This window comes from Neolewinella agarilytica (assembly GCF_900110645.1).
GTDB lineage: Bacteria > Bacteroidota > Bacteroidia > Chitinophagales > Saprospiraceae > Neolewinella > Neolewinella agarilytica.
In genome coordinates this window covers 52,010-77,570 of sequence record NZ_FOFB01000003.1, presented here as the reverse complement: position 1 = coordinate 77,570, position 25,561 = coordinate 52,010, and the positions used below count along the sequence as shown (strand labels likewise).

At 52.2% G+C, this 25,561-nt stretch carries 23 protein-coding genes; 17 read left to right on the top strand and 6 right to left on the bottom strand.

Features of this window, described 5'->3' with window-relative positions:
* Nucleotides 1-9 precede the first annotated feature (9 nt).
* Entirely contained in the window at nucleotides 10-321 is a 312-nt protein-coding gene (locus BM123_RS03810; RefSeq protein ID WP_090165497.1) for a YbaB/EbfC family nucleoid-associated protein, read from the bottom strand.
* A gap of 322 nt (nucleotides 322-643) precedes the next feature.
* Between BM123_RS03810 and fabG the strand changes: the two genes are divergently transcribed.
* A complete protein-coding gene (gene fabG / locus BM123_RS03805) occupies nucleotides 644-1,378 on the top strand; it encodes a 3-oxoacyl-[acyl-carrier-protein] reductase (RefSeq protein ID WP_090165496.1) in 735 nt (244 codons plus the stop codon).
* A gap of 38 nt (nucleotides 1,379-1,416) precedes the next feature.
* On the opposite strand, the gene BM123_RS03800 is transcribed toward fabG, so the two are convergent.
* Together BM123_RS03800 and BM123_RS24860 are read right to left on the bottom strand one after the other, a co-directional pair.
* Entirely contained in the window at nucleotides 1,417-2,298 is an 882-nt protein-coding gene (locus BM123_RS03800) for a T9SS type A sorting domain-containing protein (protein WP_090165495.1), read from the bottom strand.
* 808 nt (nucleotides 2,299-3,106) lie between these two features.
* Nucleotides 3,107-3,322: a T9SS type A sorting domain-containing protein gene (locus BM123_RS24860; RefSeq protein ID WP_406603238.1), complete on the bottom strand. Its 216-nt coding sequence runs from the start codon at nucleotides 3,320-3,322 to the stop codon at nucleotides 3,107-3,109.
* A gap of 213 nt (nucleotides 3,323-3,535) precedes the next feature.
* Here BM123_RS24860 and BM123_RS03790 point away from each other — a divergent pair, with 213 nt between their 5' ends.
* The 4 genes from BM123_RS03790 (at nucleotide 3,536) to BM123_RS03770 (ending at nucleotide 9,571) form a co-directional block, all read left to right on the top strand.
* Entirely contained in the window at nucleotides 3,536-4,756 is a 1,221-nt protein-coding gene (locus tag BM123_RS03790; protein WP_090165493.1) for a transposase, read from the top strand.
* Between the two features lie 198 nt (nucleotides 4,757-4,954).
* Nucleotides 4,955-5,659 carry a glycosyltransferase family 2 protein gene (locus BM123_RS03785; protein ID WP_090165492.1) on the top strand — a complete coding sequence of 235 codons (705 nt, stop codon included), beginning with the start codon at nucleotides 4,955-4,957 and terminating at the stop codon, nucleotides 5,657-5,659.
* Nucleotides 5,660-5,661: 2 nt separating this feature from the next.
* Nucleotides 5,662-7,275: a cellulose synthase family protein gene (locus BM123_RS03780; RefSeq protein ID WP_090165491.1), complete on the top strand. Its 1,614-nt coding sequence runs from the start codon at nucleotides 5,662-5,664 to the stop codon at nucleotides 7,273-7,275.
* Nucleotides 7,276-7,768: 493 nt separating this feature from the next.
* Nucleotides 7,769-9,571 (top strand): tetratricopeptide repeat protein, encoded by a 1,803-nt coding sequence (locus BM123_RS03770; protein WP_245748418.1) that lies wholly within the window; start codon nucleotides 7,769-7,771, stop codon nucleotides 9,569-9,571.
* Nucleotides 9,572-9,681: 110 nt separating this feature from the next.
* Here BM123_RS03770 and feoB read toward each other — a convergent pair whose 3' ends face one another.
* The 3 genes from feoB to BM123_RS03755 all read right to left on the bottom strand — a co-directional run bounded on the left by feoB (nucleotide 9,682) and on the right by BM123_RS03755 (nucleotide 12,988).
* On the bottom strand, nucleotides 9,682-11,823 hold the full coding sequence (feoB, locus tag BM123_RS03765; protein WP_245748417.1) for a ferrous iron transport protein B: 2,142 nt from the start codon (nucleotides 11,821-11,823) through the stop codon (nucleotides 9,682-9,684).
* A gap of 31 nt (nucleotides 11,824-11,854) precedes the next feature.
* Entirely contained in the window at nucleotides 11,855-12,088 is a 234-nt protein-coding gene (locus BM123_RS03760) for a FeoA family protein (protein ID WP_175489238.1), read from the bottom strand.
* Nucleotides 12,089-12,319: 231 nt separating this feature from the next.
* On the bottom strand, nucleotides 12,320-12,988 hold the full coding sequence (locus BM123_RS03755; protein ID WP_090165488.1) for a GldM family protein: 669 nt from the start codon (nucleotides 12,986-12,988) through the stop codon (nucleotides 12,320-12,322).
* A gap of 249 nt (nucleotides 12,989-13,237) precedes the next feature.
* Here BM123_RS03755 and BM123_RS03750 point away from each other — a divergent pair, with 249 nt between their 5' ends.
* The 12 genes from BM123_RS03750 (at nucleotide 13,238) to BM123_RS03695 (ending at nucleotide 25,529) form a co-directional block, all read left to right on the top strand.
* On the top strand, nucleotides 13,238-14,485 hold the full coding sequence (locus tag BM123_RS03750; protein ID WP_090165487.1) for an efflux RND transporter periplasmic adaptor subunit: 1,248 nt from the start codon (nucleotides 13,238-13,240) through the stop codon (nucleotides 14,483-14,485).
* An 80-nt stretch (nucleotides 14,486-14,565) separates the two neighbouring features.
* Entirely contained in the window at nucleotides 14,566-16,065 is a 1,500-nt protein-coding gene (locus BM123_RS03745; protein WP_090165486.1) for a TolC family protein, read from the top strand.
* 100 nt (nucleotides 16,066-16,165) lie between these two features.
* On the top strand, nucleotides 16,166-16,831 hold the full coding sequence (locus BM123_RS03740) for an ABC transporter ATP-binding protein (RefSeq protein WP_090165485.1): 666 nt from the start codon (nucleotides 16,166-16,168) through the stop codon (nucleotides 16,829-16,831).
* A gap of 104 nt (nucleotides 16,832-16,935) precedes the next feature.
* The gene (locus tag BM123_RS03735) at nucleotides 16,936-18,264 is read left to right on the top strand and encodes an ABC transporter permease (RefSeq protein ID WP_090165484.1); all 1,329 of its coding nucleotides are present in this window, start codon (nucleotides 16,936-16,938) and stop codon (nucleotides 18,262-18,264) included.
* A gap of 48 nt (nucleotides 18,265-18,312) precedes the next feature.
* Nucleotides 18,313-19,491, top strand: coding sequence for an ABC transporter permease (locus BM123_RS03730; RefSeq protein WP_090165483.1), 1,179 nt, complete (start codon nucleotides 18,313-18,315; stop codon nucleotides 19,489-19,491).
* Nucleotides 19,492-19,539: 48 nt separating this feature from the next.
* The gene (locus BM123_RS03725) at nucleotides 19,540-19,932 is read left to right on the top strand and encodes a hypothetical protein (protein WP_090165482.1); all 393 of its coding nucleotides are present in this window, start codon (nucleotides 19,540-19,542) and stop codon (nucleotides 19,930-19,932) included.
* 62 nt (nucleotides 19,933-19,994) lie between these two features.
* Nucleotides 19,995-21,374: a sigma-54-dependent transcriptional regulator gene (locus tag BM123_RS03720; protein ID WP_090165481.1), complete on the top strand. Its 1,380-nt coding sequence runs from the start codon at nucleotides 19,995-19,997 to the stop codon at nucleotides 21,372-21,374.
* Nucleotides 21,375-21,483: 109 nt separating this feature from the next.
* Nucleotides 21,484-21,903 (top strand): element excision factor XisH family protein, encoded by a 420-nt coding sequence (locus tag BM123_RS03715; RefSeq protein WP_090165480.1) that lies wholly within the window; start codon nucleotides 21,484-21,486, stop codon nucleotides 21,901-21,903.
* A complete protein-coding gene (locus BM123_RS03710) occupies nucleotides 21,891-22,232 on the top strand; it encodes an element excision factor XisI family protein (protein ID WP_090165479.1) in 342 nt (113 codons plus the stop codon). Before BM123_RS03715 ends, BM123_RS03710 begins: the two co-directional genes overlap by 13 nt.
* Nucleotides 22,233-22,241: 9 nt before the next feature.
* Nucleotides 22,242-23,525, top strand: a complete 1,284-nt coding sequence (locus BM123_RS03705) for a sensor histidine kinase (RefSeq protein ID WP_090165478.1) — start codon at nucleotides 22,242-22,244, stop codon at nucleotides 23,523-23,525.
* 106 nt (nucleotides 23,526-23,631) lie between these two features.
* On the top strand, nucleotides 23,632-24,141 hold the full coding sequence (locus tag BM123_RS03700; protein WP_090165477.1) for a lactoylglutathione lyase family protein: 510 nt from the start codon (nucleotides 23,632-23,634) through the stop codon (nucleotides 24,139-24,141).
* A gap of 176 nt (nucleotides 24,142-24,317) precedes the next feature.
* A complete protein-coding gene (locus BM123_RS03695; protein ID WP_090165476.1) occupies nucleotides 24,318-25,529 on the top strand; it encodes a hypothetical protein in 1,212 nt (403 codons plus the stop codon).
* The last annotated feature ends 32 nt before the right edge of the window (nucleotides 25,530-25,561 follow it).

The window sequence follows — 25,561 nt, the reverse complement described above, 5'->3', positions numbered from 1 at the left end:
CGCTATTTCTTAGCCGCCAAAGAGGCCTCCCAGTCCGCCGGGCAACATATTATTCATCATGGAGCCCGCTTGCTCCGCTTCGTAGGCAGCGGCGGCTTCCAAAGCCCGATTCGTGGCCACTACGATGAGGTCTTCCAGACCCTCAGCGTCCGTCAGATCAATCTGTTCCGGGTCAATTTTTACGTTGGTAATGCTGCGGGCACCGTTGCAGGTAACCGTAACGGCACCACCGCCGGCTTCGGCACTGAAAGATTGCTCGGCCAGCTGCTTTTGCATCTGTTCCTGCATCTCCTGCATCTGGTTCATCATGTCTCCGAACATAGCTGTTGAGTTTGGTTGGAAACTAACTAAGGATTACAGCAGGGGTTTAGTTCGATGAGCGAGTGAAGTTTAGTGGCGCGAACGCAGGTGCAGGGCTGAGTTTTGGAGCGAAGGAGGGTTGATAAGTCAGAGAGTCAAGCAGTCAAGTAGTGCTGCCGTGAGGGGATTGCAGCCCAAAAGACCAACAGACCATTTCCGCCAGCGGCGAAGCAGCGTACCAGAAAACAGCGGCAGCTACTATTTGACGCTCGGACTGCCTGACGCTCGGACTGCTTGACTACCTGACTCCTTGACTATATTTGCCCCACAAAAAAACACACCCATGGGACTTCTTACCGGCAAAACAGCCCTCATCACCGGCGGATCACGCGGTATCGGCGCAGCCATCGTTCGTTATTTCGCAGCCGAAGGCGCGCGCGTTGCTTTCACCTATGCACGCTCCGTCGGACCGGCAGAGGCACTAGTAGCTGAATTAGGCGATAACGTAAAGGCTTACCAGAGTGATGCGGCCAGCTTTGAGGCGGCCGGAGACCTCGTTAAGGCCGTCACGGCTGACTTTGGCGGCTTCGATATTCTCATCAACAACGCAGGTATTACGCGAGACACCCTCCTCCTCCGCATGAGCGAAAGCCAGTGGGACGAGGTGATGGACAACAACCTCAAATCCATCTTTAACCTGACGAAGCACGCCCTGCGCCCGCTCATGAAATCCGGCGCCGGCTCCGTCATCAACATGTCCAGCATCGTCGGGGTGACCGGCCAGGCCGGTCAGGCTAACTACGCCGCCTCCAAGGCGGGCATCATCGGCTTCAGCAAGTCGCTGGCCAAAGAGATGGGCTCTCGCAACATCCGTTGCAACGTCATCGCCCCCGGCTTCATCGTCACGGATATGACCGACGAGCTCTCTGACGACCTCAAAGCCGCCTACCTCGGCCAAATCCCGCTCAAACGCATGGGAGACGCCGAAGAGATCGCTAAAGCCTGTGCCTTCCTGGGCTCTGACCTGAGTTCCTACGTGAACGGACAGGTGATTGGGGTTGATGGGGGGATGTCTTAAGAGGGCTTAGCGTTAGGTTATCCGAGTTTATTTTTGATTTAGCGTTTCACAAAAGTCTCTGACCACCTTTGTTGACCGTCCTCAATCATCAGATGGTAAGCCCCTGGCGGTAAATTGCCCACGTCCATACTGTAGTTTATTTCATCCGTAAAGGGAATGCTGGCACGATGACTCCGAATCACTCTGCCAAACTGATCTATGATAGAAAAACGGAGGTGTTGGCCCCATTTCCCCCTGGGTTGTACGTTGAGTAAGTCATGTGTCGGGTTTGGAAATAGAATGCCACCGACCAATTCAGTTGGTTGATACCCAACGGCACTTACCGTTGTATCGAGGCAGGACGGGTTCAGTCGTCCTTCTGAATCGACTTTCAATATCCAGCCGCGCTGACGGAAAGCATCGGTGGTATCTGTCTCGAAGTTGGTGATTTCCCGCCGGCTCTCTCCAACCATAATGAACCCACCGTCCCGAGTCGGCTTGAGATCGTAAATTTTGTTGTCAACACTAATGGTGTCACTCTCCCCAAAAGAAGAATAAAGCCGCCGCCATAGTAGCTCTCCCTGATCCGTGAATTTAATGATCTGCACTACCTTCTGAAAAGTCAGCTCCGGGCTGTCGGCAGGAATAGCCTGGCTGTAAGCCGTAACGAAATTCCCGTCCTGAGTTGATGCAATGTCCGCGATCCTGCTCTCCCATTCAAAATCATCGGGCCGGGTGAAGTCTCTTTCCCACTCCAGGCCAAGGGTGTCGTTGAATTTAAAAATCCGGGGATCTTTGTAGTTAGCCGCATTACACCTCGGGTTGGTATTTAAATAGGTTAGCCGTTGGGCATGAAGGTAGACAGAACCGTCGGGAGCTTCGTGTAAGGATGTATTAGAAGCAGAAATCAATGAGCTGTCATTAAAGCTAAATTCACGCACATAGAGGCTTAGCGTAGGATCGTACTCTCGTATGTGTAACCTTATGTACGGTTCGCATTGTGTACCTGACTCACTTTCACTAAACAATACTAATATGTTCTTATTTTTTTTGCTCAACAAATCTTGTATAACAACTTGGGAGGGGCTCGGTTTTTGTATAGCGACCCTAGGTACTGTATGTAAGTTTGAGTCGACTACATATACTATTCCATTACTTAGCCTATTTTCTTCACTTATTGTTGAGTTTCCGTAGACTAATGTTTGGCTATTTATTTCCTTAATTCCTACGCCGTTAATCCATCCTCCTTCTCGAATTCCCTGTTGAACAGTGCGTATTCTTAAGGTGTCAGATGTCGTATCGTATTTGCCAAGTAATAACTCTCGATCTGAAGCAACACTATAACCAGTGAAATAGAAATTACCGTCCTCACTAAGTAGGCTTTGTCTTGCCCAAGCTTCTATTGACCTTGTGCTGTCTAAAGCTGTAGCCTTTAGTTCATAATTACCCAAAGAGTCAACGGAATAAATTTCACTTCCCAGATTTAATGGATAAGCGTTACTTCTTACGATTCCAGAAATGAGGTACTGATCATTAAATAAGACCACAGAATTAAAGACCGTATTAATTTGCTCGGAGTTAGTTCTAATATTAAACGTGCAGGGCATTTGTGCCGCTACGTCACTAATGCAGAAGAAAACGAGTATGGAAAAGAAATAAAATGGTAGTCTCGTGGAGAAAGAGGAGCCCATAGTTTCTATAAATGAGCCGCGCCAACAAAGTCCTTACTTGTTGGCGCGGCAAGATGGATTAATGAATAATTAGACGTTCTGTCTGAGAAGTACCATTAGGCGAGTGCATACTAACGATGTATACTCCGGGCTTTAATTTGCCGAGCTTAAGTATCTCTCGTTGATGGCCAGCCTTCCGTTGTAGCAATATCCTTCCCTGCAAGTCCATGATTCGGATAGTTGTTCCAATGCTTGTGCCGTCTATTGCTATTTGATTGGTGGCGGGGTTGGGGATAATGGATGATTTGGGTAAGTTCCCCTGAAACTCGTTTCTGGGATCAACTTGATGAGCTTCCCTGAAATAGGTTTACGGGTTATGGGTCAATTCCGGTTATAGATTGACAAGTTGAATGAGGTTACTAAAATCAATGGTCCGTTGCGAATTGAGCGTATAAAAAGCTAAAATCAGGTGAGTCTTACCTTGTGAGTAACTACACAAACAGGACCTATGACTCACCCTACGAAGATCGAAACCCTCGCTACCTCAATATTACGAAATCAAGTTGAACTTACCGCTTGGCAGCGAAAATTTCTACTTCATCTCTTTGTGCTTTGGCTATGCGTAAAAGGCCCTCACAACTTCATCAATATGTCTCGGCACGGTGATTACGTCGAGAGTACTTATCGCAATAATTTTGCTAAACCCGTAAATTGGTTGGAGCTCAATATTCAACTGGTAAAAGATAACCTGAGTGATGATCGCAGCCTAAATTTTGATCCTAGTTTTTTACCCAAAAGCGGAAAATGTACGGACGGCGTTGGTCGATTTTGGAGCGGCTGCGCTGGCGAGGCAAAACGTGGATTAGAGTTTAGTGGCCTCGCCGCAGTTGATCTGGAGGATAAAACGGCCTTGCATGTTTTGGCAGTACAAACAGTCGAGAAGAACAGCAACGAATCGCTACTGGACTACTACGCATGCATCATTACCATCAATGCGGACAAACTCATGGAAGTATCCAAGTATGTAGCCGCAGATGCCTGTTTTTCAAGAAAACCTTTTGTGGATCAGCTAGTAGCCAGTGGATTTGAGTTGGTGAGCAGATTACGAACAGACGCTCATTTGCGCTATTTGTATATCGGACCCAAAGAAAAGCGAAGTGGTGCTCCGCGCAAATACGACGGTCGAGTGAATGCACGTCAGCTTAGGCCGGATGTCTTCACGTCTTGTTATCAAGCAGAAGATGGCTCATGGATTGGCTATACTGCTGTGGTAAACATCAAAGCATGGAAACGTCCCGCTCGCATCGTCATCATTCATGACCTGGACGAGAACGGAAAAGTTATGGGCCATAGAATTTATGTGGCTACCGATGTACAGCTTGATGGGGGTGAGCTACTCCATATTTATCAGTGTCGCTTTCAGCAAGAGTTCCTTTACCGAGACGCCAGACAGGAACTTGGATTGGAACATTGTCAGGCTTACTCTTGGGAGAAAATTGACTTTCATCTCAACGTTTCGCTTACGGTAGGTTCGCTCGCAAAAGTGGCTCATCATTTACAGGGGCAGACTCAGCGATCACAACCATTTTCAATCGCCGACATCAAGACGCAGTACCGCAATGAGTATCAAGCCATCAGAATATTATCGCTGTGTCGAATCGACCTACACCATCCATTAATCCGAAAACTATGGCCAGGCATTAGGAATCATGGGAAACGAAGGGCTTAAATTTGCAACGGACCATTGTAACCTAAACTGGCAATAAAAGGACAGGCCAGCGCATCAATAATAGAGTTGGATAACCCGCCAAGTGCTTTTCCGTTAGCACTATTTCACTTCCTATCTATTTAACGCTCTGCCTTATCCCGACACCCCACTCCCCTCCCCCTGCCGTATCTTTGCCGCCCAAACCAAACCAACCTACTTTTGCCCACCACGGCTCCCGTCATTGATGTCATCATTCCTGCCTACAACGAAGAGGAGAGCATTGCCCTGGTGGTGAAGGAGCTTCCGGCGGGCTTGATCCGTGACATCATCGTGTGTAACAACAACAGTTCGGACGACACGGCTGCGGTGGCCCGCGCCGCTGGCGCGACGGTAGTGGACGAGAAGCGGGCCGGCTACGGCTCGGCCTGCCTGCGGGGGATGGCGCACATTGCGTTACGACCAGAGGCCGAATGGCCGGACATTGTGGTCTTCATCGACGGAGACCACAGTGACTACCCCGAGCAGTTGCCTGAAGTCGTTGCTCCCATCCTGAACAACGGAGCAGACCTGGTGATTGGCTCCCGGGCAACGGGTGATCTGGAGCCTGGCAGCATGCAACCTCAGCAAATATTTGGTAATTGGCTGGCGACTTCACTCATAAAATTAATCTACGGTATCGAGTTTACCGATCTCGGGCCCTTCCGCGCTATCCGCTACCCCGCCCTGCGGGAGCTGGGCATGGAGGACCCTGACTTTGGCTGGACGGTAGAAATGCAGGTTCGTGCTGCCAAAGCGGGTATGAACTGCGTGGAAGTGCCCGTCCGTTACCGAAAACGAATTGGAGTATCTAAAATTTCCGGCACCGTGAAGGGGACCTTCCTGGCCGGGCACAAGATCCTCTGGACCATCTTTAAACTGATCTGACCATGACCGGACTCGCCCTTTTTGTGCTGGCCGTCTATACGGTTTCTCTTTTGTACATCACAGTATATTGTTTACTGCAGTTCAACTTGTTGTACCATTACAAACAGAGTAATAACCCGACGGATCATCCCGTATCGTTTAACAATCTCCAACCGGAAGAGGAGCTGGCAGCAGCCCCGGCCTTAGCCGGGGTGGGTGGGCCAGACAATGCTTTTAAAGAATCATCCTCTGCACCCGCGGCCGCGCCCCCTGCTGAGCCTGCCGATGTACCCTACTACCCTTTCGTTACCGTTCAACTGCCGATTTACAACGAGTATTACGTCATCGGTCGCCTCATTGATGCCGTGGCAAAATTCAACTATCCAAAAGACCGTTTTGAGATCCATATTCTGGATGACAGTACAGACGAAACCGTTGAATTGGTCGCTTCTAAAGTCGATGAATACCGTGCCAAAGGGTTCAACATTGACCAGATCATCCGGGAAAAACGGCAGGGCTTTAAGGCCGGTGCGCTGCGGGATGCCATGCCTGTGGCGAAAGGAGAGTTCGTCGCTATTTTCGACGCAGACTTTGTGCCTGACCCCGAGTTTTTGCAACGGACGATCCCTCACTTTGCGGACCCCGAAGTGGGCGTCGTACAAACCCGCTGGGAGCACATCAATCAGGATTACAGCATCATCACCCGCTTGCAGGCGCTGCAGCTCAACGTGCATTTTACCGTGGAGCAGGTAGGCCGGATGAACGGCGGTCACCTGCTACAATTCAACGGCACTGCCGGCGTCTGGCGCCGGGCCACCATCGAAGCCGGTGGCGGCTGGCAGCCGGACACCTTGACGGAAGACCTCGACCTCAGCATTCGTTCTCAACTCGCCGGATACAAGATTCACTTCCTGGAAAACGTCGGCAGCCCCGCCGAGCTCCCCGTAGAGATGAACAGCTTCAAAAGCCAGCAACACCGCTGGATGAAGGGCGGTGCCGAGACCGCCAAGAAGATGCTTCCCTCCGTCTGGAAAAGTGACATTAAACTGGGCCACAAAATTCACGCTACGGCACACTTGCTGGGCAGTACGATTTTCCTCTTCGTCTTCCTTTGTGGTGTCTTCAGTGTACCCTTATTATTCCTCTTCGGAGAACTGGTGGAGTTTGGCTTTAGCAAAAACTTCTTCGCCATTTTCCTGGCGGGTCTGTTGTCTGTTATCGGCATCTACTACACCGCCAACGTGCAGAGTGTGGCCAATAAGGAGCAAAGTTTCCTGAAGTCTGTGCTGAAATTTTTGCTGCTGTTTCCACTATTCCTGGCCTTGAGCATGGGGCTTTCTCTCCACAACACCGTTGCTGTATTACAGGGGTACCGGGGTAAGAAGAGCCCTTTCGTCCGCACGCCCAAGTTCAACATCAATACGATTAAAGACAAGCTCACGTCTCAGAAATACCTCAACGGCAAGTTGAACCTTATCACCATCGGGGAAGGTGTCCTGAGTCTGTACTTCTGCTTTGCGGTATGGGGGGCTTTTTATTTGCAGAATACCACTTTCGTGATTTTTCATGCTTTGCTGGCGCTGGGTTATGGGGCCATCTTTTTTTATAGTGTGAAGCATTTGAGCTTGGCGAAGTAGGGTCGCTTCGCGACGGGGTTTCACGCAGATGGAGGCGGAAGGAGGGTCGCTTCGCGACGGGTTTTTCACGCAGATGGACGCGGAAGGAGGAGAGGACGCAGAGGGGAATCGCTGCGCGATTGGAAGGGAACCACAGATTTACACAGAGGAACACAGATTTTCGTGGGGCGCTTCCGCAGGATGCAAGGGAAAAGACAAGGGAGCAGTGGAGGGGAATCCTCTGAAAATCCGGTTTGGACTCTAAACACCCAACTTCCCTGGCTGGTGCAGAAGGACGCGGAGGGCGGAGAGATCGCATAGCTACTACCTGTCGTCATGGAAAGATTAGCGTAAATGTGATGAAACCACTCACACCTAAATCCCTTCCCAAAGCGTTAGCTTTATGCTTTCAGGGCAATCGCAGGCTCGGATAACGCGGACGCTCGAAGGTCCCGCAATACTGCGGGACGCTTGCGATTGCCCTGTTTATGCTTCTTCCCCAAATGACTCCCTTATGCGTTGGTTACTATTTTCAGCTTTCCTCTTTTCCTTCACGATTCTTTCCGCTCAGAACAATCAACTGGCTCAGCAGTATTTCCGGGACGGAGAGTACGAAAAATCAGCAGAGCTCTATCTGGCACTTTCAAAAGAGCGGCCGGACAATAGCTTTTACTTTGATCGCTACATCGCCAGTCTGCTACAACTCCAACGTTTTGACGATGCGGAGAGCGCGCTGAAAAAGCAGCTCCGCAAGCGGCCGGAAGAAGTAGCTCTTTACGTAAAGTACGGGCAGTTACTGGAGGAAAAATTTGACGAAGCCGGAGCGAAAGTACAGTACCAAAAAGCGGTAGACGAACTGCCCGCTGATCAGTTTCGCATTACGCAATTGGCGAATGCTTTCATCGGGATGACGAAGTATGAATACGCCATCAAAGTCTATGAAAAAGGAAGCCAGCTGCTGAAAAAGAAAGGTTTGTTCAGCTATAACCTCGGTGATCTTTACCGCCGCAAGGGAGATAAGGAACCTATGATCAGTAACTACCTCGACGCAGTGGGCAATCAACCCAAACGAGCACGGCAGGTACAGACTTACTTCCAGCGCTACCTCGATAAGGACGGCCTGCAGGAAGCCCAAAAACAGCTCTACACCCGCATTCAGGAAGCGGACAGTAAAGAAACAACTTACCCGGAAATGCTGGCCTGGGTCTTCATCCAGCTTAAAGACTATAAAGCAGCACTTCGGCAGGCCCGGGCGCTGGACAAACGCCTCGACGAAAACGGAGAACGGGTTCTGAGCATCGGCCAGCTGGCGGCCAACTCCCGCGATTACGAGACGGCTATTGACGCTTACGACTACATCATCGAAAACAAGAGTCCTTCCACGGCCATCTATCTTGATGCGAAGCGTGAGGGGCTGCTCACCCGTCGCCGGGCCATCACCGACGGCTATGACTACACGGAAGAAGATCTCCGTATTCTGGAGGCCTCTTATCTCGAATTCCTGGACGAATTCGGCACCAACCCCGCCTCCGCCCGCATCGCCATCCAGCTCGCTGAGCTGGAAGCCCTGTACCTGAATGATCTGGACAAAGCGATCAACATTCTATCCGATGTCGTAAAAGCCCCCGGCGTTAACATGAAAACCCAGGCCAGTGCTAAACTCGCCCTGGCGGACTATTACCTGATGCAGGGAGAAGTCTGGGAATCCACCCTGCTCTACTCTCAGGTAGACAAGAAATTCAAGGAAGACCTACTCGGCCACGAAGCCCGCTTCCGCAACGCCCGACTCAGCTATTTTCGGGGAGATTTTGAATGGGCGCAGTCGCAGTTCGACGTACTAAAGGCCTCCACTTCCCGCCTCATCGCCAATGATGCACTGGACCTCTCCGTCTTTATTCTTGACAATCTCGGCCTGGACACCAGCTCACTTGCCCTGCAGACCTACGCCGACGCAGAACTACTCGTCTTCCAGAATCGCTTTGACGAAGCCTTCACCACGCTCGATGAGCTAAAGAAATCCTTCCCTGGCCACGAACTCGAAGACGATATCGTGTACCTGAAGGCTGACATCTTCCTTAAGCGCCGCCGCTACGAAGAAGCTGCTGCTGCCTACCAGCAGGTCATCAATGACTACCCGGAAAGCATCCGACTGGACAACAGCCTCTGGAAACTCGCCGGCCTCTACGAAAAACAGCTCGACGACAAAGCCAAAGCGCAGGAACTCTACGAAACACTCTTCATCGATTACAGTGGCTCCATCCTGGCGGTGGAAGCCCGGAAAAAATATCGGGAGTTAAGGGGAGATGCGGTGCAGTAAAGTAGTACTGATAGTATGATAGAATTTATAGTAGGGTAGTAGCTGCCGCCTCCAACGCGCGGCAGCTACTACCATCACTACCATACTACCCCTACTACCATACTATATCATCACGCCATCAACTGATACACCGCCATCGCACTCACGTAGGCCAGTGCCGTCATGAACGTAAACTGAATGATGGGCCATTTCCAGCCCCCGGTTTCTCGTTTCGTGACCGCTGAGGTAGACATACACATCATGGCAAAGACGTAAAACACCAGCAGGCTCCAGGCCGTAGCGGGGTTGTAAACCGGCTGGCCGGTGCGGGGATTAATTTCTTCGGCCATCCGGTCACGGATGCGGAGTTCATCATCGGCGCTGCCGATGGAATAGATCGTCGCCATGGTGCCAACGAATACTTCCCGGGCAGCAAAGCTGGTAAAGAGAGCAATGCCGATTTTCCAGTCGTACCCCAGTGGCCGGATGACGGGCTCAATAAATTTTCCGATGTGGCCGGCGTAGCTGGCTTCAAGTCGCTCACTGGCCAGCAGGTCAGCCGCGTCGTCTTCACTGAGGCTTTGCTCCACGGAGATACGGGAGGCGTTGGCTTCGGCCGCCGCCATATCCGCCGAAGGACCGAAAGTCGAAAGCCCCCAAAGGATGATACTGATGAGCAGGATGATCTGCCCTGCCTCCACAATAAAGGTGCGCACTTTCTGCCACACCGTAAGGCCAACGTTTCGCCACACTGGCGTGCGGTATTCCGGGAGTTCCAGCATCAGGAAGCTTCTTTCCTTACTTTTCAGGATGAGTTTAAAGACGAGAGCCGAAAGCATCGCCGCCAGTATTCCCAGAAAATAGAGCCCGGCAAAAGCCAGCCCCTGATAGCCCATTCCCAGGAATGACCCCTCCGGCACGGCAAAGCTGATAAGGATGATATAAACGGGAATTCGGGCAGAACAACTGGTTAGCGGGGTAACCATTATCGTTAGTAGTCGCTCTTTCCAGTTCGCGATCGTCCGGGTACTCATGATGGCAGGAATGGCACAGGCATGCCCGCTGATGAGCGCCACGACGGAACGGCCGTTGAGCCCAAAACGCTGCATAATACTGTCAAACATGTACGCAGCACGGGCCATGTAACCGACTTCTTCCAGAATAGAGATAAAGAGGAACAGGGCCGCAATTTGCGGCACAAATACGAGTACTCCGCCCAGGCCGGCGATAACGCCGTCGACCAATAAGTCGGTAAGCCATCCAGCTCCCAGCGTGTCCCGGACACCACTACCGAGGGTTTCGAAAAACCATTCAATGAAATCCATGGGCATTCCCGTCCACGCAAAGAGCGCCTGAAACAGAAAAAGCATAATGGTAACAAAAATGAGCGGTCCGAACACCCGGTGCGTCAGTAAATTATCTAATCGATCACTCGTACTGGCATTGACACCGGTGCGGCGGACACTGTCCTTCACGATGGGCTCAAAGGTATCATAGCGCTCCATGGTTTCTTCCACCTGTGCGCGCAGGCTGTGAAACCCACGACTCACCCTGGCTTTTTGCACCAGGTGACGGGTTTCTTCCGGAATATGCTTAAGCCAGCTGGCGTGGTGCGTCAGCAGCAGGGCGTGGTAATCGTTGCGGGCGGGCAGTTCCTGACGGAGGTCAGCCAGCACGTCCCGGGCCTGAGCCCCGGGCTCGTAGAAAGGCTCTTCGGGGCGGTATTTTTTCGGGTTCCGGAGAAGATCGGTGACGGCGGAGCGGAGCTCCGCAATGCCTTCATTCTCGCGGGCGCTGACGGGAATTACGGGAACGCCCAGTTGCAGGCTAAGACGCTCCACATCCACGATGAGCCCCGTCTCTTTCGCCAGGTCAGCCATATTCAGGACGAGGATCATCGGCAGATCAAGATCCCGCAACTGCGTAAACAACAGCAGGTGCTTATCGAGCTTCGTTATGTCAGCAACATAAAGGATGGCATCAGGGAAAAGATCCCCTTCAGGGTTCGTGAGCTCCTGCACCACGAGACGCTCATCCAGGCTCGTCGGGTAGCAACTGTAAGCCCCCGGAAAATCGATGATTTCAACATCGGGCAAGCCTTCCAGCCGAAGCACGCCGGACTTCTTTTCCACCGTCACGCCAGGGAAATTACCGATGCGTTGACGCAGACCGGTCAGTAAGTTGAAAAGAGAGGATTTGCCACTATTCGGGTTGCCGACCAGGCCGACGACGGGAGCAGAAATTACTGGCGGGGTGGTTCCGGAATTGGCCAAAGAGGAGAAGCATTTTTCTGAAAAAGGTTGGCTACTTAATCATGATGCAGGCGAGTTCCTGCTTACGCAGTGCCATACAGTGCCGGTCGATCTTCACGTACCAGCTACCCCCAAATGGCCCCTTGCGGATAATCCGTAGCCGGGAGCCCGGGCGCACCCCGATATCCAGTAGTTTACCCGCAAGATTCTCATTGGTAAAGCGATCAATGGTGCCGGCGGTACCGACATCGAAGTGGGAAGCTGCAGTGATCCGGGGAAAGGGCATGAGTAAGACTTTTGTAGCAAACGCAAATATAGGGGAACGCACACTGTCTTTAGTGAGTCTAAATAAAATATGACGGTTTGGTGGCGCAAACGCAGGTCCCATATCCCGTTCCTTACGGGTGCAAGGGGGAGGTTGTACAGCAGGATTTCGGAGCAGTGCTCCTCATTCCGGAACGTCGCCTCCGAAGGCACGAGGCGTCAGCCGAGAAAAGGCGCCCTTACCAGAAAGCTATTATTCAATTTCAAAGCTCATATCCGGCAGGCGTTGATCCATTTGAGCGCCCGGGCAACGGTACCGGACATTGCGAAAAAGGTATCGGTCTCCGGCCTCAGCTCTTCTTATTAATTGCCTGTTTTTAGCACTAAAATCTCCCCCCTCATTAATAACTACGGTTGCATTCTCACCGGGTCGGACAAGAATAATTTCATACCCTAAGACTTTGCATGTGGCACAAACATCATAACCTTCAACCCTGGCGTAAATACCTCTTTGAGCTCTGAATACATTTTTGTTCATCGGCTTACCGTCTATCCCATTAGCCATTCCATATCGTCCTACGGCTTTAAGTGGTTTTACGAAAAACCGAAACGATTCAATGGTATCCAGAAGCTCTACTTCAATGACAAGCTCTCCTGTTGATTCGGGTATAACCCGAAAGAAACCGTCCTCTCCTGTAATTACTAAGGGCTGCCTCCCTGTATCATAAATATCAAGGTAAGCTTTTACTTGATCCGAGCTAACGGGTCTTTCCTGCTGGGCAACTACCCGAAAGAAGTTATACATTCCACAGACGGGTCCGTACCTAAATGCAACCAAAGCTTTATCCCCTTGCTGCCCTGAAAGACAATTACTGACTAGAAACAGGGGCAAAAATATTCTTGAGCATAGGGAAGTAATCATGGTAGATAAACGATAAAGGACGCCTACATCATGTTGCCGATCTATTTTTAAGCATCATTATTACCGCTGCTGCGCAGCTCTTCTTTCGGAGCGGAGGTCCGAAAGCACGAGGCGTCAGCCGAGAAAAAACCTCGCCAAAACCGAACAGCAAGCGTCCGAAAACGAACACATTCGTTTTACCTTACCTTCGTAAATAATTGATTTTCAGCATACATTTATTTTGGCACGATTCTGGCCCTCCTTATTGGCATGGACCGTACCATTGACCAAAGTAGCATCAATAAGCGCCGCAACGGGCGCATCCTGACCTGGGTTATCGCCATTATAGCCGTATTGGCAGCCATATACTTCGGTATGCGCCTACTCCGCCCTACGGCGGATGAGGACAACCTTCGCTTCGCCACGGTAGAACGCGGGGAGGTGCTAAATACAATTACTGCGACGGCAACGGTATTACCCGCTTTTGAGGAACAACTCAATGCGCCCGTGTCCACCACCATCGATGAGGTGCTACTCACCGCCGGACGGGAAGTAAAAGCCGGAGAGCTGATCATGAAGCTCGACCGCGACTACGTAGGCCTTCAGCTGGACGGCCGCCGCGATCAACTCGCGCTCAAGGAAAATAACATTGGTTTGCTCAACCTTGAATACGAGCGGGACCTGAAAGACTTCGGCTACGACGCCGAGATCAAAAAGCTTGAGCTCGCCGCCGCCGAAGCCCGTCTGGCTGACGCCCGCCGTTTGCTGAAAATCGGCGGCGCCACCGCCGAAGAAGTAGAAGCCGCCGAACTGGCCGTAAAGATTACCAAACTGGAATCTGATAAGCTCGACAATGCACTCGCCTACAGCCAAAACAGTCTCGCCGGCCGCAAGCGACAGCTACAACTGGAGGTAGGCATGGAAGAAAAAGAGGTCCAGCAGCTGAGCCGGAAGATGCGGGAGACGGAAGTTCGCGCTCCCCGCCCCGGTGTCGTCACCTGGGTTAATGAGAACATCGGTCAGCAGGTAACCGAAGGCGCGCCGCTGGCGCGCATTGCCAACCTGGGTCGCTACAAGATAGAAGCTACCTGCTCCGACCGCTTTGCGGAACAAATCAACGTTGGCTTACCCATCGAAATGCGGATTAACGGTGCCAAACTCCCCGGAAAGATCAGCTCCATCCTGCCGGAAGTAACTGACAATGCACTACGCTTCCGCGTCGAGCTCGACAACCCGAGCAACGATAACCTCCGTCCCAACCTCCGGGCTGAGCTGTACGTAATCACGAATCGCCGGGAGGACGTCCTGCGCGTGAAGAACGGCCCGGCTTTCAGAGGAGGAAAAATGCAATCAGTTTTCGCAATTCGCGGAGAGGAAGCGGTGCGTCTCGAAGTAGCAACGGGTATTCGAAACGGAGACTTTGTAGAAATTCTGGGCGGCCTGGAGGCAGGAGACCGGATCATCATCTCCGACACCGAGGAGTTGGAACGGGTAAGTAGTTTTAAGCTTACGGAGTAAGCAGGTTGCAGGGGGGGCAGGTTGCGGGTTGCGGGTTGCGGGTTGCAGGTTGCAGGGTATCATCCAATAAAACGGAAAACATGTTAAAGACAATGATCATCAAGGTGGGTAAGAAGCAGACAGAAAACAGGTTCGTGTTGACCGCTGGCCTACTTTGCTGCTTGTCTTTTCTTTGCACCTGCGTTAGCGCCCAAACAACCATCAGCCTCAGCGAGCTACAACAAATGGCGGCCCAAAACGCGCTGGGGGTATTGGTGGCTGATCAGGATCTCCGCGCGGCCGATCTTGACCTGGTGGCCTTTAACGCCAGCCTTAAACCCCGCCTGGACCTAAACGCTAATTTCCCGAATTACTACCGGACCAGCACTGAAGTCACCCAGGACGACGGCACCGTTGCCTTCCGGGAAATTGAGCTCAACAACAGCTTCGTCGGCCTCTTTGCCAGCCAGCAAATTGCCAGTACCGGCGGCAGCATCAGCCTGGAGAGCCGCCTGCAACGCACCGACAATTTTTCACAAGACACCAAGGGGTACAACGGCTCGCCCATTCGCCTTTTCTACCGGCAGCCACTGCTGGCCTTTAACCCCTGGAAGTGGAATCGGAAAATATTACCGCTCGCCCAAAAAGTGAGCGAACGGCAACTGGCCGCCGCCCGTGCCACTGCCGCACTGGACGCTACGGAGCGCTTCTTTGACCTCGTCTCGGCCGATCAGGAACGCCGCATTGCCGAGACTAACAAACAGGCTAACGAACAACTTTACACCGTAGCCGAAAAGCGCTACGAACTCGGTAAGATTAACCGGGGTGACCTGGTACAACTCCGCCTCGAACTCACAAGCGCGGAACAAAACCTGCTGCGGGCCGAACGCCTCGTAGCTGCCGCTTCCGCCTCCATCCAACAATTATTGGGCCGCCCTTATGAGGGAGAGCTGCTCCTTCCACAGTTGCCCGATGCTAAAGTGAAGACGGAAATATCCGCTAAAGAAGCCGCCGAATTTATGCTCAACCGCCGTCCGGAAATACTCGCCGCCCGCCAACAAACCATGGAAGCCGATCGGGAGGTTGACCGTACCAAACGCGACCTCGGCCCCCGTATTGACATTGAAGCCGGCTTCGGCTTCATCCGCAACGATGAAGACCTCTCGCCCATTTATACCGACCCCCGCAACGAACGCATCCTGAGCGTTAACCTTTCCATGCCCATCCTGGACTGGGGTCAGCGCAAAGCACTCAACAAGCAGGCGACGACTAACCGCAGTCTGGCGGAAGAAGTCGCCCGCCGTACCGAAATGGATCTGGGTACTGAACTGGTACAACTGCTGGATCAATGGCGCACCGTTCAGGAAGAACTGGAGTTGGCTACTCAGATCAAAGACCTGGCGCAAGAGCGTTTCGAGATCAGCCGCGAGAGTTATGAGCTCGGCGCCATTCCTTTGGCTCAGCTGAGCCTGGCGCAACAATTCCGGGACCAGAACACCCGGGCCTACGCCCAGACCCTCCGCGCTTACTGGACTACCTACGCCCGGCTCGCCCGGCTGACGCTGTGGGACTTTATTAATGACAAGCCGCTGGGCGAATAGTACACCATCCGTCGACTTCAGTCGGCGGTACAAAACCTCCATCATGACTACCGCAACTACTCCCAATACCCCACCAATTTCCGCAACAACCACTCCAGCTATGATCGAAATTAAAAACGTCAGCAAGGCCTACCGAACGGACACCATCGAAACCCTTGCCCTGCAGAAGATGAACCTCAGTGTCCCCAGCGGAGAGTTCCTCAGCATTATGGGCCCATCCGGTTGCGGCAAGTCGACGCTGCTCAACATCATGGGCTTAATTGACGAGCCTTCGGAAGGGACCGTCACGCTGGCCGGCCAGCAGATTACCGATTATAACGGAACACGGATCGCTCGCTTCCGGAACGAACAGCTGGGCTTCATCTTTCAGAGCTTTCACCTGATCAATGACCTGACCGTAGTGGACAACGTCGAACTGCCCCTACTCTACCGCAAAGTTGGCAGCAAAGAGCGCCGCCGCCTGGCCACGGAGGCCCTTGCCCATGTAGGTTTGAGTAATCGCTCCACGCATTTCCCTAATCAGCTTTCTGGTGGACAGAAGCAGCGGGTAGCTATTGCCCGGGCCATTGTTGGCCGCCCCAACATTATCCTGGCGGATGAACCAACGGGTAATCTGGACAGCCGGATGGGAGACGAGATAATGGATATTCTCCTGAAGTTAAACGAAGACCTGGGTACCACCATCGTGATGGTAACACACGACGAGCGAATGGCAAAAAAGACGCACCGACTGGTGAGATTATCGGACGGGGAGCGCGTGAGCTAGACGCTTTGCTTTTAGATGCACTACGTGCTTTTAGACGGCCTTCGGCCTTGCAGACGCTTCGTTTTTAGGCTCCCACTCCCTTCATTTATAAAACATATCCAGCTGTGTTAAAAAATTACTTAACCCTTGCCATTAAGGTCCTCAAGCGCAAGCCGCTTTACACCTTCATCAGTCTGTTTGGCATCAGTTTTACGCTGATGATTCTGATGTTGCTTACCTCCATGTTCGACGCCATGATTGGTAACAATCAACCGGTGACCAATCGCGACCGCTTGGTCATTGCTCCCATGCTGGAACGCACCCGGACAGAAACCGATACGATCATGACGATCGACACGGTAAAACTGGCGGATGCTAACATGCGCTTCGATACTTCCTATACGTACGAAGACAATATCGTCTCCAATTCCAACGGGCCGATGAGTTACAAATTTGTCACGGAGCACCTGCAGAATCTTGACGGAGCGGAATACTCTGCTTTCTACAATGACAATTCCAATATTGACGGTTATCTGGATGGGCGGAAATTCTCCTTCTCGCCCTACTACGTAAATGCTGATTACTGGAAAATTCTAGACTTTGAATTCCTGCATGGAGGTCCACTTAACGAACAGGATGACGAACAGGCCAGCCAGGCGGTCGTCATTACTGACAAGGCCGCCAAGATCTATTTTGGCAGCGCTGGCGCCTCCGTTCTTGGTCAGGAAATGCAGTTGGGAAAAGAGTCTTTCAAGGTAAGGGGCATCGTTGCCCGGCCGATGTCTGACAGCCCACTGTTTGCTGGCGATGTCTACTTCCCGATTACTAAAGTGGACCCCCGGGCCATGAGTGATGATGATATCCAAGGGGGCTTTAGTGCTTTCTTTATGGTGGCTTCTCCGGATAAGCGGGACGCTCTCAAAAAGGAGATTGACTTTCTGTCGGAGAACTTCGACATGTCCGGTGACGAATATTACGACGCAATCAAAGTATATAATGCAACGGCCATTGAGGGCTTTGCGCAAACCATTCTACAGGAAAGGGATTCGGAACGTGCATTGAGAATGCTCTTCATACCCGTTACTCTTTTACTGTTTCTGTTCGTTGCTTTACCTCTCATCAACCTCATTAATCTGAACATCAGCCGGGTCTATGAGCGCAAGAGTGAGATCGGTGTTCGTAAGGCCTTCGGGGCGAACTCCAGAGATATTCTCTATCAGTTTATTTTCGAGAACCTCGTCCTGACCTTCATCGGTGGAATTATTGGTTTGGCCTTAGCGCTCGGCGTTATTTCCTACGTCAACGCCAACGACCTCTTAGGCATTACCCGCCTGTCTTATTCTTATCAGGTTTTCCTCTATTTCCTGATCGTCATCATCCTCTTCGGTTTCCTGTCGGGCATTTTGCCCGCCTATCGAATGAGCCGCACCAACGTAGCGGACTCACTCCGATAATACCCTGGTAACAGGAACCCACTTTTTAACGAACTAAAATACCAACGCATGTTTAGTCACCTGCTAAAATTGATGTGGAACAAGCGCCGTGCTAACGGGATGATCTTTCTGGAAATCCTGCTGGCTTTTATCGTCCTCTTTGGCGTCTATTCCTTTATTCTCTATAATTTGGAGCGCTACCAGTCTCCATTGGGCTTCAATTACGAAAACAGTATCGGCGTCCGCCTGGATTTTGATGATGAAATGGACTCTCTTACTGTATTAAAAACACAAGAAAGGATTCGCCAGGACCTGCTGGCCATGTCTGATGTAGAAGCGGTTACCTGGATTGGGCCCGTTAATCCTTTCGGGGGAAGCACCTGGCAGACGAGCTCAGACGCCAGCGGCCAGCTCATTCAAACACAGATGATGTTTGTGGATAAGCACTTCGGCGATGCCGCTGAAGTTGAAATGATGGATGGCCGGTGGTTTACCGAAGACGATCTCCGGGGTAAATACCGCCCGATAGTCGTCAACCGTGAGTATAAAGAGCGCTTCTTCCCCAATGTGGAAACCATCGTAGACTCCATTGCGGAGGTGAACGGGGAGCACATCATCGTTGGCGTGACCAATGACTTTAAGTACAAGAGTAATTTTGCGGAGAACTTTCCATTGACGTTCTATCCTCAGGTAGAGCGAATGGACAACGGAGAGCCCTTTGAGATGATGATTATCCGCCTTCGCCCAAACAGCCTGGCAGAAGTGGAAGAACCCATTTACAACTTACTCGTGAGTGCCACCAAAAACACGGACGTTGTGATCTGGGATATGGCTAAGGACCGGATTAAAGCCAACCGGCCCATTGTGATTCCCATCGTAATTTTAATGGTCATCTCCGGCTTCCTGCTCATCAACATTGCGCTTGGCTTATTCGGCGTGCTGTTCACCCAGATCAATCGTCGACGGGCAGAAATCGGGCTTCGAAAAGCCATGGGCGCTACCCCCAGAGAGGTAACCACGCAATTCGTGATGGAGGTATTAATTGTAACGCTGGCGGGGCTGCTGCTGGGCACCTTTTTTGCCGTTCAGGTTCCCATCCTGGAATTAATGGACATCCCCGGAAAATTCTTTTACTACGGCATTATTGCAGCTGTTTTAACGATCCTGCTCATCGTTACTATCTGTGCGTTTCTGCCCAGCTTCCAGGCTTCGCGTTTACAGCCAGCCAATGTTTTGCACGAAGACTAACCTTTCACCTTGCAACCATCCTCATTCCTAACCAGACCTTATACTACCATGAAATACTTTCTCAGCCTTTTGATGCTCGTCGTGGCAATGTCGCTGACCGCTCAGAATTCTCACCAAAGCATGACCGAAACCTGTGATCAGGAAGGCTACTCCCTCAAGATGAAGGTGAGTAAAAACAAAGCCGATCAACTCCAACGGACCTATAATGCCTTGACCGGTCAACCTGCTGATCGTAAAATCAGTGGTGTAGCCACCCATGAGGGGCCCAGCGGAACGATGATCGAACTCAATACCCGGAAAAACAGCCTGCTGATTTCCTATACCGGAACCGACGAAGAAGCACTTAAGGTGGCAAAAGCCCTTGGTGCGAGCGCGAGAAAGAGCTTCGGCACACCACCGCTACCGCCGCCTCCGCCGCCACCACCAGGGATAAATAAGTAGTTACCTTAACGATTGCATTAAGCCGGGGCATACCTTAGCCTGCCCAAAACCTTAGCCATCAAATGAATCACGCCATCCTGATTATCGACGACGACACCATGGTCGCCACCAGCCTCGAACTTCTTCTGAAGCGGGCGGGCTACCGGGCGTTCAGCGTTAATTATCCGGATGATGCCCTTCCGGCGGTAGAAGAGCACAAGCCTGCCCTGGTCTTGCTGGATATGAACTTCAGCATCGACACCAGCGGCCGGGACGGCATGAGCCTGCTACGCAAATTGCTCGCCGCTTACCCTCGCCTGCCCATCATCCAGATGACCGGCTGGGCAACCGTTCAACTCGCCGTGGAAGGAATGAAAGCCGGAGCGCGTGACTTCATCGCGAAGCCCTGGGACAACCGGGAATTACTCAATGCCGTGTCGATTCAGATCGACAAGCTGCCTCCGGGTTTCGGGCATGGGGGCGCAGCCGCAGGTGCGACGGAAGGCTCGGAGAAAGCAGGGGAAGTTGACACTTTCTCGGGCATAATCGGGCAGTCCGAAGCTCTGAACAAAGTCCTTGATCAGGCGCGGCGCGTAGCCGCCACCCAGGCCTCCGTGCTCATCACCGGAGAAAGCGGAACGGGTAAAGAGCTCGTCGCAGAGGCCATCCACGCAGCGAGCCGTCGAGCGGGTAAGCCCTTCGTCGCCGTTAACCTCGGCGGGGTACCCGCCGGGCTGTTCGAGAGCGAACTCTTCGGCCATAAAGCCGGTGCTTTTACTGACGCCCGGGCCGACAGAAAAGGCCGCTTCGAAATGGCCGAGGGCGGAACCCTCTTCCTGGACGAAATCGGAGACCTCGCCCCCGCCGCCCAGGTCAAACTACTACGCGTATTACAGGAACGACAGTATGAGCGGCTGGGAGACAGCCGCGTCCGTAAAACCGACGTACGCATCCTGTCGGCCACCAGCAGAGACCTCCAATCTATGGTCACCGCCGGCACCTTCCGCGAAGACCTCCTCTACCGGATCAACCTGATCCACCTCCACCTGCCGCCGCTGCGCGAGCGGCCCGAAGACATCCCCCTGCTGGCCGAACACTTCCTCATCAGTGCCCGTAAGCGCTACGAACGGCCGAAGCTAAAGCTAGGTCCCGACGCCATAAAATGGTTGCGCCGGCAGCCCTTCGCCGGCAACATCCGCCAGTTACAAAACCTGATGGAGCGCACCGCTATTCTGGCTCCGGCGACTGTCATCCAGGTCGAAGACCTGGACCGTAACACCAGGCCACAGCCCACCAACGAGTCCGCCACCCCCAGCGGCATGACCCTGGAAGAGATGGAGATCAAAATGATCAAGGCGGCCCTGGGCCGCAGTGGTGGCGAAATTGCCGCTACGGCGCGGGAATTGGGACTTACGCGGGCTGCCTTATACCGACGGCTGGAGAAGTATGGGATTGGGACGTGAGGGAACCTATAGAATGCAGTATCTTACGACGGCAAGCAAACTACAGCAGTGAATATTTACTAATCCCGAGCAGAAAGGTTTTTCCTTTCTTTTCACTGACTACATTTTCATGCCTAAAAAGGACACCTATCATAATCAGTTTCGAAGAGCTTTAGAAAAAGATGGGTGGAAGGTGACCCATGACCCCTTCTATCTAAGAATTGACAGTAAGGGCGTTTACATTGATTTGGCGGCCGAAAAAAGTGAAGGAGAAGTAACTAATACTCCTCTAAAAATCGCTGCCGAAATCAAAAACTTTATCAGTCTCAACGACATGAGCGAGTTGGAAAAAGCATTAGGACAATATATGATGTATGAAGCCGCCCTTGATATTTCAACAGAAACACGAGAGCTCTTCCTGGCCATTCCAGATTTCTTCTATGAAGAAATAACCCTGACCAAGCTTTATTCATCAGTTATAAATAACCTTAAAGTAAGAATTGTTGTTTTCAATGTCGAAGAAGAAATAATCACGAAATGGAGAAAGTAACACAGCTCAAAAAGCAACTGCGCAAATACTTGCAGGACTGGGTAGACTACCATCCGGACGAGCAAACCGGCGTGCCACTTTCAGTGGTAGAAAGTGAGTCTGATGGGCACTTCTTCTTATTGGAATATGGTCAGGGTACGGAAGGTTGGGTCCACTTCCTGATGGTACACCTGCAAGTAACGGACACGGGTAAAATAGTTTTACTTCAAAATAATACTGATATTGAACCTCTCAGGGAGTTAGAAGAATATGGGGTTATGCCCAAAGATTTAACTATTGGCTGGGCTACTGAAAAGAAAGTAGGCACAGAACAACAAAAAGCCGCCTAACCTTCCCCATTGTCCTCTTCTCTAAAATACATCCTCTATTTAGCCGCCATTCACCTGGCCCTGATCATACTGGTCTTCAACCAACTGAAAGGGTATAAATACATGGTATTTGTCGGGGAAGCCGCTTTGATGCTGTCAGCCTACATTGCTTATCGGATTTTCCGTTCCTTAATCTCGCCCCTTCGTCTGCTGGCACGTGGCGCGGATGCGCTGGCCGACCAGGACTTCACCGTCAAGCTCATGCCCACCGGCAGCCTGGAAATGGACCGCATCGTGAACATCTATAACCGGATGATTGATCAACTGCGGGACGAGCGGGTAAGTAGCCGGCAACAAGAGGAATTCCTGGACCGGCTGCTGGCCGCAGCGGAGATCGGGGTGGTGATTCTCGACTTCGACGGGGAGGTAGAAAGCATGAACAACTGGATGGAAAAGCTCTGCCGCGAAGAGGTCTTTCGCACGGCTGTCCTGGAACCTTCTTTGCACCTGCGTCCGCGCCAGAACAGTACTGCGGCCATTGACACTTTTACCGGTCCCGGCAACCGCCGTTACCACGTAGAGCGGGCCACTTTTGTGGACCGGGGGTTTGAACGGGGCTTCCTGGTGGTTCAGGATGTGACCAGCGAAATCATGGCCGCTGAGCGGGAGGCCTACGGCAAAGTCATCCGGATGATGGCCCACGAAGTAAACAACTCCAATGCCGCCGTAGTGAGTGTGCTCCGCAGTCTGCTGGAAGCCGCCACGGAGGAAGAAGAAGGGCTGGGGCAGTTGAGCAAAGACTACCTGCCGGCCGTCATCAACCGGGCGGAGAACATGACGTCCTTCATGCGGCATTTCGCCAAGGTCGTCCGCCTGCCGCCGCCCGATAAAAAACGGATCGACCTTAACGCCATGCTCCACCGTACTGGCGAGGTAATGGAAACTGTGCTGCGGGAAAAGAACATTGACTTACGCTATGATCTTCACCCCGATGGGGTCTGGGTAAAGGCAGACGCCGCTCTGCTCGAACAAGTCGTCGTCAATGCACTCACCAACGCCCGGCAAAGCATCAACCAGGACGGCAACATCCGCATTTCCTCCAGTGCCTTTCCGAATGGATTCATCATCGCTGATGACGGCCCCGGAATTCCGGAGGAGGTTGCCGATAAAATATTCACCCCTTTTTTCAGCACCAAGCCCACTGGCCAGGGCGTAGGCCTTACCCTCACCCGGGATATTCTGGAAGCCCACGACGCCAGCTACCAACTCCAGACGGAAGCCGATGGATGGACGAGGCTGCGGGTGGAGTTTTAAAGTGGGAAGAGGTTTAACCGTAGAGTGTACCGCTAAATGAGCCCATCATCCTGTTTGTGGCAATAGGTTAAACTTCCCTCTGGCTCGTATGTTCCGTCTCCAAAACATGAAAGACGCAAAGTACCCCAGATCCTTCTCCCACATCGGGATAACCGTTCCGGACATTCACAAGGCGGTTGATTTTTACCAAAACGTTATGGGATGGTACGTGGTGATGAAGCCATCCACCGTTCACAAAGAAGCAGAAACTGCCATTGGGCAGATGTGCATCGATGTTTTCGGGCACGACTGGGAAACGTTTGAAATTGCTCACCTATCGACTTCCGACGGTATCGGAATCGAACTATTCTCTTTTCCCCACGGCGTAAAAGAAGCTCCTGAATTTAACCCTTTTAATACCGGGCTCTTCCATTTCTGCGTACAAGACCCTGACATTGAAGGCCTAACGAAGAAAATCGTTGAAGCAGGAGGAAAGCAAAGAATGCCGATCCGAGAGTACTACCCTAACGAAAAGCCCTACAAGATGGTGTACGTCCAGGACCCTTTCGGAATAGTTTTTGAAATCTACACCCACAGCTACGAACTAACCTATTCATCTGGAGCCTACCAGGAATAAAGAGACCTGGCAAAGCGCCGAATTTAACAAAGTGCTATCGCCTACCCACCCCACCGGTTCATTTGTATTCGTTACTCCTCCTTATTTCACATCTGCCCAAATCCAGGGGAATCGCTTTTGCCAATCATTTACGTCCGTCCCCGTTAATCCCCCCAGAAATCTATCTTTGCGGTCCGATGAGCAAAAGCTACCAACTCCACCCCGTTACTGGTTTCAAGCAATTCCACGCTGTGCTGGACGAAGTCTATCGTGGCAATAAGCAGTACATCTATCCACTGCGGACGGACATTGAGGGCATCCTGAGCGACAAAAACAAGTCTTTTACGGGAGACAACCTGCGGAAATGGGTCGTGTTGGCTGACGGAAAGCGGCCGGTAGGCCGCATCGCAGCCTTTATCGACGAAACGCGAAACGAAGAACTGGACATCCCCGTAGGTGGTATCGGTTTCTTTGAAAGTATTGAAGACGATGAAGTGGCCGAGCTGCTGTTCTCCGCCGCCGAGCAATGGCTTACGGACAAGGGGATGAAAGCCGTCGACGGACCGATCAACTTCGGCGAACGGGATAAATTCTGGGGCCTGTTAGTGAGGGGTTGGTACCGCCCACTCTATCAGGAGACATATAACCCGCCCTACTACCAGCGGATGTTCGAAGAGCGCGGCTACCGGGCCCATGAACAGTGTCTGACGATGCGGGGCATCGTTTCTGAATTTCCCGGCGACCGACTTGCGGGCCTGGCCAAGCGCGTCCGGGATCGCTACGGGCTGTACACCAAACAGATCGATAAAAACAACCTGGTGCAGAGCTCGCATGACTTCGCCCAGGCCTACAACTCGGCCTTTAACCACTGGCCCTACTTTCAGCCGCTGAGTGGCGAAGATATCCTTCCCACCTTCCAGCAGATGAAGCCCATCATGGATCCTCACCTGACCTGTCTGGCCTACGATAAGGACGACCAGCCGATCGGGCTGGCGGGCCTCATCCCCGACATCAACTGCTTCATGCAGGGCGTGAACGGTAAGATGGACTGGAAGGGCCTGCCCCGCTTCCTCTACCGGCTCAAGTTTCAGAAGAAGCCGCGCAACTGCAAGGGAGTCGCCTTCGGCATCGTGAGTGAATACCAACGAATGGGCGTGTATCCGCTGATGGTGGATGCCATGTTCCAGAGCGGCAACCGTCACACCAGCCGGACCTACCGCTACGTTGACATGGCCACCATCCGGGGCCACAACGAGGTGATGGTTAAAACCTGCCGGAAGATGAATACAGACATTCACCGGGTGCACCTCGCTTACCGGAAGGCGCTTACGCCGGACGCCAGCTGGGAGGCTTTCGAGCAGATGGATGTTTCGGGCGTGGAGATGGGGGAATACAAGTCTAAGGGCTAGTTCACCAACTCCCCAGCTTTTATATTTGCTTT

Excerpts from the sequence above, each read along its gene's own strand:
- BM123_RS03810 (WP_090165497.1), bottom strand. The coding sequence starts at position 321 with ATGTTCGGAGACATGATGAACCAGATGCAGGAGATGCAGGAACAGATG.
- fabG (WP_090165496.1), top strand. The coding sequence starts at position 644 with ATGGGACTTCTTACCGGCAAAACAGCCCTCATCACCGGCGGATCACGC.
- BM123_RS03790 (WP_090165493.1), top strand. The coding sequence starts at position 3,536 with ATGACTCACCCTACGAAGATCGAAACCCTCGCTACCTCAATATTACGA.
- BM123_RS03780 (WP_090165491.1), top strand. The coding sequence starts at position 5,662 with ATGACCGGACTCGCCCTTTTTGTGCTGGCCGTCTATACGGTTTCTCTT.
- BM123_RS03770 (WP_245748418.1), top strand. The coding sequence starts at position 7,769 with ATGCGTTGGTTACTATTTTCAGCTTTCCTCTTTTCCTTCACGATTCTT.
- BM123_RS03760 (WP_175489238.1), bottom strand. The coding sequence starts at position 12,088 with ATGCCCTTTCCCCGGATCACTGCAGCTTCCCACTTCGATGTCGGTACC.
- BM123_RS03755 (WP_090165488.1), bottom strand. The coding sequence starts at position 12,988 with ATGATTACTTCCCTATGCTCAAGAATATTTTTGCCCCTGTTTCTAGTC.
- BM123_RS03750 (WP_090165487.1), top strand. The coding sequence starts at position 13,238 with ATGGACCGTACCATTGACCAAAGTAGCATCAATAAGCGCCGCAACGGG.
- BM123_RS03745 (WP_090165486.1), top strand. The coding sequence starts at position 14,566 with ATGTTAAAGACAATGATCATCAAGGTGGGTAAGAAGCAGACAGAAAAC.
- BM123_RS03740 (WP_090165485.1), top strand. The coding sequence starts at position 16,166 with ATGATCGAAATTAAAAACGTCAGCAAGGCCTACCGAACGGACACCATC.
- BM123_RS03730 (WP_090165483.1), top strand. The coding sequence starts at position 18,313 with ATGTTTAGTCACCTGCTAAAATTGATGTGGAACAAGCGCCGTGCTAAC.
- BM123_RS03725 (WP_090165482.1), top strand. The coding sequence starts at position 19,540 with ATGAAATACTTTCTCAGCCTTTTGATGCTCGTCGTGGCAATGTCGCTG.
- BM123_RS03720 (WP_090165481.1), top strand. The coding sequence starts at position 19,995 with ATGAATCACGCCATCCTGATTATCGACGACGACACCATGGTCGCCACC.
- BM123_RS03715 (WP_090165480.1), top strand. The coding sequence starts at position 21,484 with ATGCCTAAAAAGGACACCTATCATAATCAGTTTCGAAGAGCTTTAGAA.
- BM123_RS03710 (WP_090165479.1), top strand. The coding sequence starts at position 21,891 with ATGGAGAAAGTAACACAGCTCAAAAAGCAACTGCGCAAATACTTGCAG.
- BM123_RS03700 (WP_090165477.1), top strand. The coding sequence starts at position 23,632 with ATGAAAGACGCAAAGTACCCCAGATCCTTCTCCCACATCGGGATAACC.
- BM123_RS03695 (WP_090165476.1), top strand. The coding sequence starts at position 24,318 with ATGAGCAAAAGCTACCAACTCCACCCCGTTACTGGTTTCAAGCAATTC.